We start from the raw sequence: 14,476 nt of genomic DNA, 5'->3' as shown, positions 1-14,476 counted from the left end.
ATTGACCGCGGCACCTTGCAACAAGCGCATCCGCACAATATGAACAATGGGTGATGCCTCATGAAACTTGCCAAATCGCTGTACTTCCAGATCCTCTGCGCCGTCCTGCTGGGTGTAGTGGTCGGTCACTTCTGGGCGCAACAGGCCGTTGCGCTCAAACCTCTGGGCGATGCCTTCATCAAGCTGGTCAAGATGATGATCGCGCCCGTGGTGTTCTGCACCATCGTCACCGGTATAGCCGGCATGACCGACAAGCGCTCGCTCGGGCGCCTGATGAGCAAGACACTGCTGCTGTTCCTGGGGCTGACCATCGTCAGCCTGATCATCGGCCTGGCCGCGGTGTACCTGTTCAAGCCAGGGGTCGGCATGAACATCGACCCGGCCACCCTGAGCACCGAAGGGTTGACCCAGTTCACCGCCTCGGCCGCCAAGCTGGGCGTGGTGGACTTCTTCATGCACATCATCCCGGACACCTTCATGGGGGCGTTCAACAAGGGTGAAGTGCTGCCGGTGCTGTTCATCGCCGTGCTCAGCGGGTTCGCGCTGTCGTCCATGGGCGAGAAGGGCAAGCCGGTGCTGGATGTGCTGGAAGCGGTCTCGACCATGGTGTTCCGCATCTTCGGCTACCTCATGCGTTTCGCACCGGTCGGTGCGTTCGGGGCCCTGGCGTTCACGGTCGGGCAGTACGGCGTGACCTCGCTGGGGTCGCTCGCCAAGCTGATCGGCACGCTCTACATCGCCTGTGCGTTCTTCGTGCTGGTCGTGCTGGGCGGCATCTGCCGCGCCCATGGTTTCAGCCTGTGGAAGCTGCTGCGCTATTTCCGCGAAGAGTTCCTGGTGGTACTGGGCACTTCTTCCACGGAACCGGTGTTGCCGCGCATGCTGGAGAAGCTGGAAAAGCTTGGCTGCAAGAAGGGGGTCGTTGGCCTGGTACTGCCCACCGGCTACTCGTTCAACCTCGACGGCACGGCGATCTACTTGTCTTTGGCCGCCGTGTTCATTGCCCAGGCCTGCAACATCGACCTGAGCCTGGGCCAGGTGGTGACCATGCTGGCGATCATGCTGCTGTCGTCAAAAGGCGCAGCGGGCGTGACCGGCAGCGGCTTCGTGGCCTTGGCTTCGACCCTGACCGTTGTCCATGACATTCCGCTGGCAGGCCTGGCCCTGCTGATCGGTATCGACCGCTTCATGTCCGAAGCCCGCGCCCTCACGAGCCTTGCCAGCAATGCCGTGGCCACCGTGGTGGTGTCGATTTCCGAGAATGCGTGTGACAAGCAGGTTCTGCTCAGTCGCCTCAATGGCGAGCCTGTGGTCGAGCAGGCACCGGCCACGGTAGGCCCTGACGCCGCCTGGGTCGCCAAGCCAGGCCACCACGGCTAAGACGTCCGCTACACCCTGAACTCAAAACGCAGCAACCCGCGTGCAGGAACGCGCGCGGGTAGGGGGCTCGTCTGCGCCATCGGCGGCCCAACCCGGATAAAAACAAGAGAGAAAAGCCATGCTCGCACTCCTGGGCTTGATCATGGTGGTGACGTTCACCTACCTGATCATGAGCAAACGCCTGTCCCCGATCGTCGCCTTGACGGTCGTACCGATCGTCTTCGCGCTGGTGGGGGGCTTTGCGCCTGACCTTGGCAAGATGATGCTCGACGGGCTGAAAATGGTGGCCCCGTCGGCCGCCTTGCTGCTGTTCGCCATCCTGTTTTTCGGCTTGATGATCGATGCCGGCCTGTTCGACCCTCTGATCCGTAAGATCCTCAAGCGCGTCAACGGCGACCCCATCAAGATCGCCATTGGCACTGCATTGCTGTCGCTGCTGGTGGCACTGGACGGTGACGGTACCACCACCTACATGATCACCTGCGCCGCCATGCTGCCCTTGTACAAGCGCATCGGCATGAACCCGATGATCCTGGCAACGGTGTCGATGCTGTCGTTGAGCATCATGAGTGGCATGAGCCCCTGGGGCGGGCCTGCCACCCGTGCCATCGCAGCGCTTGGGCTCGATGCCACCGACTACTTCATTCCCATGCTGCCCACAGTGATCGGTGGGGCTGCCTGGGTGGTGTTCACCGCCTACTTGCTCGGGCGTGCCGAGCGACGCCGCATCGGCAACGTGGCCCTGGAGTCCGGCGGCGGCAATTGCTACATCAAGGAAATCCTGGGTGACACGCCCCACAAGCGTCCGCGTCTGGCCTACGTGAACCTGGTGCTGGTCATTGTGGTCATGACCGCACTGGTGCTGGGCCTGATGCACGCGGCGATCCTGTTCATGATCGGTTTCGTTGCCGCCTTGATGATCAACTACCCGCAACTGGAACTGCAGAAAGAACGCATCCTGGCCCATTCGGGCAACGCCATGACCGTGGTGCTGCTGGTGTTCGCCGCTGGTATCTTCGCCGGCATCTTCTCGGGCACCAAGATGGTCGATGCCCTGGCGCAAACCCTCGTGGACTGGATCCCGGAAGCCTGGAGCCACTGGTTCCCGCTGGTGGTGGCGCTGACCAGCATGCCGCTTACCTTCGTGCTGTCCAACGATGCGTACTATTTCGGGGTGGTGCCGATCCTGGCCAATGCTGCCGCCGCCTATGGCATCGACCCCGTTGAAATCGCCCGCGCCTCGGTGCTTGGTCAGCCGGTGCACTTGATGAGCCCGTTGGTCGCCTCGACCCTGCTGCTGGTGGGCATGGTGGACAAGGACATCGGCGACTTCCAGAAGGCCACGGTGAAGTGGGCAGTGCTCACTTCGCTGGTCATCACCGCCTTGGCGGTGTTGACCGGTGCGTTGTCGTTCTTCGTCTGAATGGTGCGGGCGCCAGGCGCCCGCCATCGCTGACACCCCAAAAACAACAATAGAGTACCGATCATGTCCTTGACCCTCGTGCGAGGGGCCACGTGTGGCCTGCTCTGCGGCTGCCTGCCTGTGGCCGGCGCTACTGGCTTCATCGATGACAGCAAGCTCAAGTTGCAAATGCGCAATGTCTATTTCAACGAAAACTTTCGCGACGAACAGGGCATGAGCCCCCGCGCCGCAGCCACCGCCAAGAGCGAGCGTACCGAGTGGGCGCAGGGCTTCTTGCTCGATTATCAGTCGGGTTACACCCCCGGTACCCTCGGCGTGGGGCTCGATGCACTGGGCTTGTTGGGCGTGCGCCTGGATTCGGGGCGTGGCCGCAGTGGCACGGGCCTGTTGCCTGTGCATGACGACGGCCGGGCCGCCGACGCGTTCGCCAGTGCGGGCGGTACCTTCAAGGCGCGTGTTGGCCAGAACGTCGTCAGGCATGGCACCTTGTTGCCCAAGACCCCAGTGCTGGTGCACAACGATGCTCGCTTGATGCCGCAAACCTACCAGGGTACGCAGGTCACCAGTGCCGCAATCGATAACCTGAACCTCACGGCAGGGCACCTGACCCGTTTCAAACAGCGCGATTCTTCGAACAGCACCGGCCTGTACCTGGACGGCTACAGTGGCGGCGAAGCCGGAGACTTCAGCTTCGCCGGCGCCGACTACACCGTCAGCAAACAGCTGCGCCTGAGCTACTATCACGGTCAGCTCGAGCATTTCTATCGTCAGGACTTCGCCGGGGTGATTCACGACCATGCGCTGGCTGGCGGTGTCCTGACCACGGACCTGCGCTATTTCAAAAGCAAAAGCACCGGTGCGGCCTACGGTGGCCCGATCGACAATGACATGCTCAGCGGGCAAATCGCCTACACGCATTCCGGCCACACGTTCGGTGCAGGTTATCAAGCGCTCAATGGCGAAGCGGGGCTGCCGTACATCAGCGGGGCGACGGTGTATTCATTCAGCAACGTGGGCATTGGCAAGTTCATCGAAGAAGATGAAAAGACCTGGATGGCGAGCTATGTCTACAATTTCGCAGCGGCCGGGGTGCCGGGGTTGACCTTCATGACCCGCTACCTGAGCGGCGATAACGGCCGTTCTGGCGCGGCGGGTCTGAGCGAGTGGGAGCGCGATGCAGAGCTTGCGTATGTCGTGCAATCAGGCCCCGCCAAAGGGCTTGGCGTTAAGCTGCGCAACTACGTGTACCGCTCGGACGTTGCGCGTGGCCGTGACAGCAATCGGCTGTACCTGACGTACGATATCGCGCTGTGGTGAGGTCGCGAGCATCAAGACGCGTGCGCTGGCAACCGTTTCACGCCCACAGCCCCAGCATGATCAATACGGCCATGCCCAGCGCGGCAGCAAAGGAGCAACCACCCAGCGCCAGGGCAGCGCGACCCTTGCGATACCAGCCATCGCGGCCCAGGGCCAGTGCAGGCTCGTACAAGCTGCGCCAGCACAGCTCGGTGGCGTGGAACGCCTGCAGGTGGTTGGGCGAGGCGTCCAGCCAGCGACGAAAGTCGATACGCTCGCATGCGGTGACGTCCGGGCTCTGCAAACGCACATACCACTGTGCTGCCTGGCGCGTCGGGGCATCGGGGCGGGGCTGGACGGCGAGCAACGCCTGCACCATGAGACGCTCGACACTGCGTAGCGGCAAGCCAAGACGTGTGGCGACCCTGGCCTGGGCCAACTGATCGAGACGGCTTAGCAGAAACACCTGGCGCGCAGCGCGTGGCAGGCGCTTGAGTGCGAGCAACAGGGCAGCATCGCTATCGGCAGCGTGCTTGGGTAAGGGCGTGGGGAGGCGCAAGAGCATGCGGGTCATGAGCAGTTCCTTGCTGAAGCGAGCATCTGGGAGAGCATCCATGACGCTGAGCTTAAGCTGAACGAGATTGATTCTCAAGTGCTGAACCGGCAAACTTTTGTAATGGCCGTTCACCCTTGGAAACACTTTTGCTACCATCGCCGCCATCACGATCTTCATTAGCCTGAAGAGCCAAAAAAAAGACCCAGCAAAAAGCTGGGTCAAAAACCGTGATTAGCCTGATGAGGAGATAATCCGAGAGCGACCTAAGCTCCGGGTTATCCAGCGGATCTCGCGATCAGCTGAGTGCAATAATAATCGTTATCATTTGCCAGTCAAATGATTTTTTATACATGACGGTAGAATACCTACCGCTGCGCTTCCTTGTCCCCCAAACCAGGGCCTTGGCTTCACACGCCATGCGCCAACTTTGACCCCTCGCATTCTCCACTACCTGCCTCAAGCGGCGGGGTCTGCCGTGCGCTGGTGTTCCAGCAGCGCGCGAGCCATGTCCATCATGTGCATCAACGCAAACATCAGTTCTCGCTGGCTACCATGCTGGTGGGTGGCGGTTTCCTGGGCGGTTGCCGCCGCACAGCGCAGCAGGGCGATGGCGTGCTCCTGGGCTTGATCGCGTGTGACGCCCTCGTGAAGCGTCCAGATCCTGTTTTCGGGCGTGGGACGCGGCGGGTTGGGGTTCAGGTAATAATCAAGCGCGCGGCGGGCGGCTTCGCTGTCGAGATCTGTTTCGTCGTTTTTCGGATGTTTCATTGCGATACCTTCCAGGTTCTCGTCAAACACAATGAACTCAGAGCATAGGTCAATTTGTATTTTCTAGCGCCAGATAAATAATTCAGATTGTGTATTGCTGCTTCCAATACAGTCCGTATTGTTGCCGCTCATGGAAAACTGGAATGCATTTCTCAAGCGCTACAAGCGCGAACACAACCTCAGCCAGTTGAAACTGGCCGAGCGCCTGGGCATGACGCAGGGTGGGGTAGGGCACTGGCTTCGCGGCACGCGCCGCCCTACGTTGGAGACCATCAACGAAAAACTGGAAAAGCTCGGGCTGGTCTTTCTGGAGGCGCAGGTCATGGTGGTCGAGCGCGACCTCGTGCGTGAATCTCCCGGCAATTACGGCGCTGAGCCGCCTGTTTCCGCACAGGCCCTGCTTTATGCGAGCTTCCGCTTTCCAGTGCTCAAGTGGGCGGACTTGCAGGGCCCCTTGCCTGAAACCAGTGAGGTACATGAGCAGACCGACTACATGCCTGCGGGCAATGCATTCTGGCTTGCCGTGGAAAACGACTCGATGAACGCCGCCAGCGGCAAGAGCGTGCCGGAAGGCATGCGTGTGCTGGTCGACACCGGCTTGCCAGCCGAGCCCGGCCGGTTGGTGATTGCCCGCCAGCCTGGCAAAGCGCCTGTGCTACGCCAGTTGGTCGAAGAAGGCGGTGACAAGATGCTCAAGCCGTTGAACACCCGTTACCCCACGGTGCTGTGCGAAACCGGCTGCGAGTTCCTGGGGGTGGTGGTGCGGGTACACGGCGCGTTCTGAGGCCACATGGCCCGAGCGGTGAGGCAAGGGCCGCAGGCCGTCGGGCACCGCGACCCCGAGGCGCTCAAGATTCCAGCTCGACCAATGCTGCCCCTTCGCTGACCATGTCGCCTTCCTGGCACAACAAGGCTTTGACCGTGGTGGCCTTGGGGGCCCGAATGCTGTGCTCCATTTTCATGGCTTCCAGCACCACCAGCGGCGCACCCGCTTCTACCGCCTGGCCTACCTCTACCAAGACTCGCACGATGCTGCCGTTCATGGGAGCGGTCAGGCCGCCTTGGTGGGCAAGGTCGATGGCCGCTTCGGTAACCGGGTCGAATGCCTCGAAGGTGTGGAGCTCTCCGTCCCAGTGCAGATACAGGCTGGCGCCTCTGCGAATGGCCAGGTGGCGAGTGCGCAGGCCTGACTGCTCTCGCATCAGCCAATCGCCTTGCAGGGCCCACAGGCCTTGGGACGTCTGGTTGAGCGTAATGACCTGATCATGGCCGTTGCGGGCCAGATGCACAGTCGTCGAGGTGCCCGCCCCCAGGCGCAGCCCGTCTCGTTGGGCCCATGGGGAGTGGGGGTCATCCAAACGTGTGCGGGGCGGTTCGCTTTGCAACCACGCCTGGGCTGCAGCCTCCCAGCCCTCATCCGACAAGGCCTGCGCGGTGGGCAACAGCACATCCTGATGACGCGGGATGAAGCCGGTATCCAGCTCGGCTGCTGCGAATGCAGGATGGGCCAGGATGCGTCGAAGGAAGGCGATGTTGGTTTTGACACCGCCTACCGCGAACTCATCCAGCATGGCTAGCAAACGCAGGCGAGCCTGTTCCCGGTCTTCGCCCCAGGCGATCAGTTTGCCCAGCATCGGGTCGTAGAAGGGCGACACCGTATCGCCTTCGCTCACACCGCTGTCCACGCGCCGGCCTGCACCGCAAGCCGGTTCCCGGTACAGCGTCAGGGTGCCAGTGGCCGGCAAGAAGTCATTGGCAGGGTCTTCGGCGTACAGCCGCACTTCGATGGCATGACCGTTGAGCGGGACCTGGTCCTGAGTGATGGGCAGGGGCTCACCGCAGGCCACACGAATCTGCCAGGCCACCAGGTCCAGGCCGGTGATGGCCTCGGTGACGGGATGCTCCACTTGCAGCCGCGTGTTCATTTCCATGAAAAAGAACTCGCCACGGGCGTCGAGCAAGAACTCCACGGTGCCGGCCCCAACATAGCCAATCGCTTGGGCCGCCCGTACTGCCGCCTCGCCCATGGCGCGGCGCAGATTTGCCGAAAGGCCTGGGGCAGGGGCTTCCTCGACCACCTTCTGATGACGGCGCTGGATCGAGCAGTCGCGCTCGTTGAGGTACAGACAGTGACCGTGGCGATCGGCGAAAATCTGGATCTCCACATGGCGCGGCTTCAAGACGTACTTTTCCACCAGCATCCGCGCATCGCCAAATGATGACAGGGCTTCGCGTTGCGCCGACGCCAGGGCGTCGGCCAATTGGCTTTCGTCCTCGACCACCTTCATGCCCTTGCCACCACCACCGGCGCTGGCCTTGAGCAAGACCGGGTAGCCCACGTGCCGGGCGGCTTGCTTGAAGGTCTCCAGGTCCTGTGCCTGGCCGTGATAGCCCGGCACCAGCGGCACGCCTGCGGCCTCCATCAAGGCCTTGGCTGCCGACTTGCTGCCCATGGCGTCGATGGCTGACGCTGGCGGGCCCAGAAACATCAAGCCAGCGGCTTCGACTGCGCGGGCAAAGTCTGCGTTTTCCGAAAGAAAGCCATAGCCCGGGTGAATGGCCTGGGCACCGCTGGCCTTGGCCGCCGCCACCAGCTTGTCGATTTGCAGGTAACTGTCTGCCGCCTTGTTGCCACCCAGGTCCACGCACACATCGGCTTCGCGGCTGTGCCGCGCATTACGGTCGATGGCGCTGTGCACGGCCACCGTGGTCAGGCCCATGGCCTTGGCGGTGCGCATCACCCTGCAGGCGATTTCGCCGCGGTTGGCCACCAGCAACGTTGTCAATGGCGGGCGGTTCATGGGCGTGGCTCCTTGTTTGCATCGGCTTGCCAGGCAGGTTGGCGTTTTTCCAGAAACGCCCGCAGGCCTTCCTGGCCCTCGGCGCTTACACGAATGCGCGCGATGGCGTTCTCACAATAACGACGCAGGCCGGGGCTCAAGGCACCGCCATCGACCTCGCGCAGCAGCTCCTTGGTCGCGCGCATCGCCTGGGGGCTGTTGGCCAAAAGGGTTTCAACCCACTGACCCACGTTGGCCTCCAATTGGCTGGCCGGGTACACCTCGGCCAACAACCCAAGCGCCTGGGCCTGCGCCCCGCTGAAGCGCTCTGCCGTAAGTGCATAACGGCGGGCTGCGCGCTCGCCGATGGCCTTGACCACGAAGGGGCTGATGACCGCCGGCGCCAGGCCAATGCGTACCTCCGACAGGCACAGCTGGGCGTCTTCGGCGCCAATGGCCATGTCGCAGCAACTGATCAGGCCCAGGGCACCGCCGAATGCGGCGCCCTGAACCACCGCCAAGGTCGGCACCTTGATGCGGTGCAGTGCATACATCAACTCGCCCAGCTCGCGTGCGTCATCCAGGTTGGTGTTGAAGTCCAGCTGCGCCGACTGCTGCATCCACGCAAGGTCGGCCCCGGCACTGAAATGCCGCCCCCGCCCGCGCAGCAACACGAAGCGTACGCCCGCGTCATCGGCCAGCTGCCCCAGGGCAATGTTCAGCTCGCGGATCATCAAGGCATTGAAAGCGTTGTGCTTGTCCTCGCGGCTGAGCCACAAGGTGGCGAAGCCACGTGGGTCGTGGCTCACTTCTACCGTAGTGAAATCGCTCATGGGATCACATCCTGAATATGCCGAAGCGGCTCGGTTCGATCGGTGCGTTCAGCGCAGCGGACAAGGCCAGGCCCAGAACATCGCGGGTCTGCGCCGGGTCGATGACGCCGTCATCCCACAGGCGGGCGCTGGAATAGTAGGGGTGGCCCTGATGCTCGTACTGATCGAGGATCGGCTGCCTGAGCCTGGCCTCGTCCTCGGCGCCAAACGGCTCGCCGCTGCGCTCGCTCTGCTCGCGCTTGACCTGCACCAGCACGCCGGCAGCCTGTTCGGCGCCCATCACCCCGATGCGCGCATTGGGCCACATCCAGAGAAAGCGCGGGTCGTAGGCGCGCCCGCACATGCCGTAGTTACCGGCGCCGAAACTGCCGCCAATGATGACCGTGAACTTGGGCACCTGCGCGCAGGCCACGGCCGTGACCAACTTGGCGCCATGCTTGGCGATGCCGCCTTCTTCGTACTTCTTGCCCACCATGAACCCCGTGATGTTCTGCAGGAACAGCAACGGGATACCGCGCTGGCAAGCCAGTTCGATGAAGTGCGCGCCTTTTTGCGCAGCCTCGGCAAACAGGATGCCGTTATTGGCCAGGATGGCGATCGGGTAGCCGTGCAGGTGAGCGAAACCGCACACCAGGGTCGTTCCAAACAGGGCCTTGAATTCATCGAAGACCGAGCCATCGACCAGCCGTGCGATGACTTCGCGTACATCGAAAGGCTGCTTGGCGTCAGCCGGAATCACGCCGTAGAGCTCTTGCGCTGGATACAAGGGCGCAACCGGTGGCATGCATTGCACGGCGCCGAGCTTGCGCCAGTTGAGATTGGCCACGCAGCGCCTGGCCAGCGCCAGGGCATGCTCGTCATTGTCGGCGTAATGGTCGGCTACACCGCTGGTACGGCAATGTACATCGGCGCCGCCCAGCGCCTCGGCGCTCACCACCTCGCCCGTGGCAGCCTTCACCAGCGGTGGACCGGCAAGGAAGATGGTGGCCTGCTGGCGCACCATGATCGCCTCGTCCGCCATCGCCGGCACATAGGCGCCGCCTGCGGTGCATGACCCCATTACCACGGCAATCTGGGCGATGCCCAGTGCGCTCATGTTGGCCTGGTTGAAGAAAATCCGCCCGAAGTGTTCACGATCGGGAAACACCTCGTCCTGACGCGGCAAGTTGGCGCCGCCCGAATCCACCAGGTAGATGCATGGGAGGCGGTTCTGCAAGGCGATGGTCTGCGCTCGCAGGTGCTTTTTCACCGTCAACGGGTAATAGGAGCCACCTTTGACCGTGGCGTCGTTGGCCACGATCATGCATTCCACGCCTTCCACGCGCCCGATCCCGGCGATCAGGCCGGCTGCCGGAACGTCTTCGCCATAGACCTGGTGTGCAGCCAACTGACCGATCTCGAGAAAGGCAGAACCGGCATCGAGCAGACGGTCGATTCGCTCGCGGGGCAACAGTTTGCCTCGCGAGGTGTGCCGCTCCTGCGCCTTGGCGCCGCCGCCTTGGGCTACCTGGGCAAGCAGTTCACGCAGGTTGTCCACCTGGGCCTGCATGGCCGCCTGGCACTGGGCGAATTCGGGTGACCTGGGGTTCACTTGGGATTTCAGAATCATCATGACTCCTGGTGCAGTGGCGCGCCCTTGGCGCGGCCCTGCAAGGTTGGCCAGTGTGGCCACGGCTGGCGTGATGAGCCTGCCGTGGCGCCAGCGCGTTCAGCGGGTCTCGTTGAACAACTCGCGGCCGATCAGCATTCGGCGAATTTCGCTGGTGCCGGCGCCGATTTCGTACAGCTTGGCATCGCGCAACAAGCGACCTGCGGGGAATTCGTTGATGTAGCCGTTACCGCCAAGAATCTGGATCGCTTCCAAGGCCATCTGCGTGGCGCGCTCGGCGGTGTAGAGAATCACCCCGGCCGCATCCTTGCGCGTGGTCTCGCCGCGGTCGCAGGCCTGGGCCACGGCATACAGGTAGGCGCGGCTGGCATTGAGCTGGGTGTACATGTCGGCGACCTTGCCCTGGATCAGCTGGAACTCGCCGATGCTTTGCCCGAACTGCTTGCGGTCATGAATGTACGGCACCACCAGGTCCATGCAACTCTGCATGATGCCGGTCGGGCCGCCGGATAGCACCACGCGTTCGTAGTCCAGGCCGCTCATCAACACCCGTACGCCGCCATTGAGTTGACCGAGGATGTTGTCCTGGGGCACGTGCACGTCATCGAAGAACAGCTCGCAGGTGTTCGAGCCACGCATGCCCAGTTTGTCGAACTTGTTGCTGCGGCTAAAGCCTGCCCACTCGCGCTCGACGATGAACGCAGTGATGCCATGGGGGCCCTTTTCCAGATCGGTCTTGGCGTAGATGACGTAGGTGTTGGCATCGGGTCCGTTGGTGATCCACGTCTTGCTGCCGTTGAGCACATAGTGGTCGCCGCGCTTGTCGGCGCGCAGTTTCATCGACACCACGTCCGACCCGGCATTGGGTTCGCTCATTGCCAGGGCGCCGACGTGCTCGCCGCTGACCAGCTTGGGCAGGTATTTGGCCTTTTGCGCGGGCGTGCCGTTGCGGTTGATCTGGTTGACGCACAAATTGGAGTGGGCGCCGTAGGACAGCGCGACCGAGGCCGAGGCGCGGCTGATCTCCTCCATCGCCACCACGTGGGCGAGATAACCCAGGCCTGCGCCACCGTATTCTTCCGGCACGGTGATGCCGAGCAGGCCCATGTCGCCGAATTTGCGCCACATGTCGGCAGGGAACAGGTTGTCGTGGTCGATCTGCGCGGCGCGAGGGGCGAGCTCGGCGGCGGCGAAGGTGCGCACCTGGTCGCGAAGCATGTCGATGGTCTCGCCCAGGGCGAAGTTCAGGCTGGGGTAATGCATGCGGGGGCACCTTGTTGTTCTTGAAATGGGATCACGCCGCTAGCGGCAAGCTTACCTGGGCAGGCGGCTGACGCCGACAACGTGCGTTGCTGCCTATCACCTTTACGTAAACGTAAACCTGCCCCTGCTTTTTTGTCAATTTATCCATCACCTTTACGTAAACGTAAATCTGAGCCAAAGTGATTGGCGCGCGCTTGGCCCCTATCCAGAACAATCAAAAGAAGGGACGCACATGACTCAACCCAGCTATACCCGCGGTCGCCAGGACCGCACTTTGCTTACCCAAACCATCGGCCAGGCCTTCGACGCTACAGTAGCGCGCCTGCACGAGCAGGAAGCGTTGGTGGCTCGGCACCAGCGCCTGCGCTACAGCTGGCGGCAACTGGCAGAGCAGGTTGAGTCGTGTGCTCGAGCGCTGATGGCCCTTGGGATCGAAACCGGTGACCGCGTGGGCATCTGGTCACCCAACTGCGCGCAATGGTGCATTCTCCAGGTGGCAACCGCCAAGTTGGGTGCCATCCTGGTCAACGTCAACCCGGCTTACCGTGTGGGCGAGCTTGAATACGTGCTGCGCCAGTCAGGGTGCAGTTGGCTGGTCTGTGCCGATGCGTTCAAGCATTCCGATTACCACGCCATGATCCAGGCCTTGGTGCCCGAATTGGCTACCGCCGCACCCGGTCAGGTCACCAGTGCCTCGCTGCCTGCCTTGCGCGGGGTGATAAGCCTGGCCAACGACCCGCCTGTTGGCTTCCTGCCGTGGGAGGCACTGGCCACTTGGGGCGCGTCCGTCAGCCGCGAGGCGTGCACCGCCCGGCAGAACAGCCTTCATTTCGACCAACCGGTGAACATTCAGTACACCTCCGGCACCACTGGCGCGCCCAAGGGCGCTACCCTCAGCCATTACAACATCCTGAACAACGGCTTCATGGTCGGCGCCAGCCTGGGCTTGACTGAACGCGACCGCATGGTGATCCCGGTGCCCCTGTACCACTGTTTCGGTATGGTCATGGGCAACCTGGGCTGCATCACCCATGGCACTACCATGATCTACCCAAGCGACGCCTTCGATGCCGAGTTGGCCTTGCGCGCCGTGGCCGAGGAGCGTGGCACCATTCTGTACGGCGTGCCCACCATGTTCATTGCCATGCTCGACCATCCGGCTCGCCAGCACGTGGACCTGTCGTCCTTGCGCAGCGGCATCATGGCAGGCGCCACTTGCCCGATCGAGGTGATGCGCAGGGTCATCGACCAGATGCACATGGCCCAGGTGCAGATCGCCTATGGCATGACCGAAACCAGCCCGGTGTCATTGCAAACCGGGCCGGATGACGTGCTGGAACTGCGCGTCACCACAGTGGGCCGTACCCAGCCGCAGCTGGAAAGCAAGATCATCGACCCGCAGGGCGGCACGGTTGCACGCGGTCAGACCGGTGAGCTGTGCACGCGCGGCTACAGCGTGATGCTGGGTTACTGGGATAACCCCCAGGCGACAGCCAGCGCCATCGACGCGGCCGGATGGATGCACACCGGTGACCTGGCGGTGATGGACGAGGCGGGGTATGTGCGTATCGTCGGGCGCAACAAGGACATGATCATTCGCGGTGGCGAGAACATCTACCCACGTGAAATAGAGGAGTTCTTCTATACCCACCCGGCGGTGGCCGATGCCCAGGTCATTGGTATCCCGTGCAGCCGCTATGGCGAGGATATCGTCGCCTGGATCAAGCTGCATCCGGGTCACCAGGCTACTGCAGAGGCACTGCAGGCCTGGTGCAAGTCCCGTATCGCCCACTACAAGGTGCCCCGCCATATTCGCTTCGTCGATGAATTTCCCATGACGGTGACGGGCAAGGTGCAGAAGTTCAAAATGCGAGAAATCAGCATGGCGGAACTGGGGCAGATCACCTAGATCCTTCAGTGATGTGCCCCAGGGGTGATCCCTCACCTCGACTGCGATGCTCGCCAAATTGCCTCGGCCAGTTGAGCGACAGATGTTATCGACTCAGGCTTGAAACCGAAATCGAAATCGTCCTTCATCTGGCCAATGGCGCGCCTGAAGGCGTCCTTATCGAGTGTCTTCAGAACTGTCGCAGGATTAGGATCCTTGATGCCTGCCTCCTGGAGACACTCGATGACATAGGCTTCGTATTCATTTCGCTCGCTGTGGCTCATACCGTCAAGCGTCATATCCGTAACTCCTGAATCACAAAGGTGACTCATGATCGGAACAACGCGGCCGATGCGCCACTGGCAAAACTGACAGTTTTCGACTTCAGTCGCCCGCCTTTATCGGGGGTTCCTGGCTGGGTGGATCACCCACGGTTGGCGGGACCGTCGGCTGAATCGGCAGCTCATCCGGATCACGCTCAGGCTCCGGGGGCGGGAGGTTGGGATCGTCAATGTTCGGATCGGGCGTTTCCGGGGGCGTTGGGAGCGTCATGGCCATGCCTCGTGGGGTTGAGTGAACCTGTCCTGCAGCGTTCGACCGCTGGTGCCGTGAATCAATTCATTTTTGAACCCAGACTCGGTCGCCGCGCTCTCAACCCTTACCGCCACCAGTCCCAGGGA

General features: G+C 62.2%; 12 protein-coding genes. 5 read left to right on the top strand and 7 right to left on the bottom strand.

Features of this window, described 5'->3' with window-relative positions; all coding sequences use genetic code 11:
* Window positions 1–60 precede the first annotated feature (60 nt).
* From dctA to NMB38_RS13600, 3 genes are all read left to right on the top strand, one after another.
* Complete coding sequence (gene dctA, locus NMB38_RS13610) at window positions 61–1,380, top strand: C4-dicarboxylate transporter DctA (protein WP_027916233.1); 1,320 nt, start codon at window positions 61–63, stop codon at window positions 1,378–1,380.
* A gap of 118 nt (window positions 1,381–1,498) precedes the next feature.
* Window positions 1,499–2,803 (top strand): CitMHS family transporter, encoded by a 1,305-nt coding sequence (locus tag NMB38_RS13605; RefSeq protein ID WP_027916232.1) that lies wholly within the window; start codon window positions 1,499–1,501, stop codon window positions 2,801–2,803.
* Window positions 2,804–2,866: 63 nt separating this feature from the next.
* On the top strand, window positions 2,867–4,120 hold the full coding sequence (locus tag NMB38_RS13600) for an OprD family porin (protein WP_104926340.1): 1,254 nt from the start codon (window positions 2,867–2,869) through the stop codon (window positions 4,118–4,120).
* 37 nt (window positions 4,121–4,157) lie between these two features.
* Here NMB38_RS13600 and NMB38_RS13595 read toward each other — a convergent pair whose 3' ends face one another.
* Together NMB38_RS13595 and NMB38_RS13590 are read right to left on the bottom strand one after the other, a co-directional pair.
* A complete protein-coding gene (locus NMB38_RS13595) occupies window positions 4,158–4,673 on the bottom strand; it encodes a DUF4880 domain-containing protein (RefSeq protein ID WP_028686561.1) in 516 nt (171 codons plus the stop codon).
* A 438-nt stretch (window positions 4,674–5,111) separates the two neighbouring features.
* A complete protein-coding gene (locus tag NMB38_RS13590; protein WP_028686560.1) occupies window positions 5,112–5,423 on the bottom strand; it encodes a DUF6124 family protein in 312 nt (103 codons plus the stop codon).
* Between the two features lie 130 nt (window positions 5,424–5,553).
* Between NMB38_RS13590 and NMB38_RS13585 the strand changes: the two genes are divergently transcribed.
* A complete protein-coding gene (locus NMB38_RS13585) occupies window positions 5,554–6,207 on the top strand; it encodes a LexA family protein (RefSeq protein WP_027916228.1) in 654 nt (217 codons plus the stop codon).
* A gap of 64 nt (window positions 6,208–6,271) precedes the next feature.
* Here the strand turns inward: NMB38_RS13585 and NMB38_RS13580 are convergent, their stop codons facing one another.
* From NMB38_RS13580 to NMB38_RS13565, 4 genes are all read right to left on the bottom strand, one after another.
* Window positions 6,272–8,224 (bottom strand): acetyl/propionyl/methylcrotonyl-CoA carboxylase subunit alpha, encoded by a 1,953-nt coding sequence (locus NMB38_RS13580; RefSeq protein ID WP_196110037.1) that lies wholly within the window; start codon window positions 8,222–8,224, stop codon window positions 6,272–6,274.
* Window positions 8,221–9,036: a gamma-carboxygeranoyl-CoA hydratase gene (locus tag NMB38_RS13575; protein ID WP_111475313.1), complete on the bottom strand. Its 816-nt coding sequence runs from the start codon at window positions 9,034–9,036 to the stop codon at window positions 8,221–8,223. Before NMB38_RS13575 ends, NMB38_RS13580 begins: the two co-directional genes overlap by 4 nt.
* Before the next feature lie 4 nt (window positions 9,037–9,040).
* Complete coding sequence (locus NMB38_RS13570) at window positions 9,041–10,648, bottom strand: carboxyl transferase domain-containing protein (protein WP_027916225.1); 1,608 nt, start codon at window positions 10,646–10,648, stop codon at window positions 9,041–9,043.
* Window positions 10,649–10,744: 96 nt separating this feature from the next.
* Window positions 10,745–11,908: an isovaleryl-CoA dehydrogenase gene (locus NMB38_RS13565; RefSeq protein ID WP_023534776.1), complete on the bottom strand. Its 1,164-nt coding sequence runs from the start codon at window positions 11,906–11,908 to the stop codon at window positions 10,745–10,747.
* 232 nt (window positions 11,909–12,140) lie between these two features.
* On the opposite strand from NMB38_RS13565, the gene NMB38_RS13560 reads away from it, so the two are divergent.
* A complete protein-coding gene (locus NMB38_RS13560) occupies window positions 12,141–13,817 on the top strand; it encodes an AMP-binding protein (RefSeq protein ID WP_088523352.1) in 1,677 nt (558 codons plus the stop codon).
* A 32-nt stretch (window positions 13,818–13,849) separates the two neighbouring features.
* Here the strand turns inward: NMB38_RS13560 and NMB38_RS13555 are convergent, their stop codons facing one another.
* A complete protein-coding gene (locus NMB38_RS13555; RefSeq protein ID WP_088523351.1) occupies window positions 13,850–14,095 on the bottom strand; it encodes a hypothetical protein in 246 nt (81 codons plus the stop codon).
* Between the last annotated feature and the right edge of the window lie 381 nt (window positions 14,096–14,476).

This window comes from Pseudomonas sp. FBCC-B35 (genome assembly GCF_059133755.1).
The sequence above is the reverse complement of the archived record's forward strand: the minus strand, read 5'-3'. Positions and strand labels throughout refer to the sequence as shown.